Source organism: Treponema sp. JC4 (assembly GCF_000260795.1).
Classification (GTDB): domain Bacteria; phylum Spirochaetota; class Spirochaetia; order Treponematales; family Treponemataceae; genus Treponema_D.
In genome coordinates, this window is sequence record NZ_AJGU01000126.1 from 1 (window position 1) to 620 (window position 620).

At 33.9% G+C, this 620-nt stretch carries 1 protein-coding gene; it reads right to left on the minus strand.

Annotation, left to right across the window (positions count from 1 at the left end; genetic code table 11):
- Window positions 1-424 (minus strand): hypothetical protein (locus MSI_RS13580; protein ID WP_039925179.1); only part of this gene is annotated, 424 nt, incomplete at its 3' end.
- Window positions 425-620: the final 196 nt, after the last annotated feature.

Here is a 620-nt window from a genome sequence, read left to right on the forward strand (position 1 = left end):
CAGCCTTTTTATTTTCATTATATTCACAAAGCTGTTTGATCATTATTCCAAGTGCATCAGAGTTCAATTCTTCGATATTTTTGTAATCATAAAAATCCTGATATCTTGAGTAAAAACATCGCTGAAGGGAAGCCCGGGGATTATCACGGATAAAAAAAGCATAAACAAAATCAGAAACTTCCCAGGGGTCAGAGAAAAGGCCCATATTCAAGAATTTGTTATTGAGTTTTCTTGTAAGAGACTGTGGTGTTTCAGTTTCCTTTTTGCAGATTTTTGTAAAAACTTTTGATTTATACTCATCTGAATATTTTTCAGGAAAGAGCCAGCTCCAGTTGCGGTTAAACATATTTAACAGAAGAAATTCCTTTTCCAGAAGATTTAAGTCCAGCCCATCCAGGAAAATATGCAGATAAGGAATCTCCATAATAATTTTCAGCGGTTCTAGAACTTCCGGATATCTTCTCAGTTCTTTCTGTCTCTGAACGTCTAAAATAACTCCGTAATTGTAGAAATTGTTTTTAAATCAGAAGAAAGACTTTTCAGAACCTCTTCCAAATCAAATCCATTTTCTTTTTGAGCCCGTTGAACTTTTCACTTTCCTTTTTGTTAAGAAAGTTAAG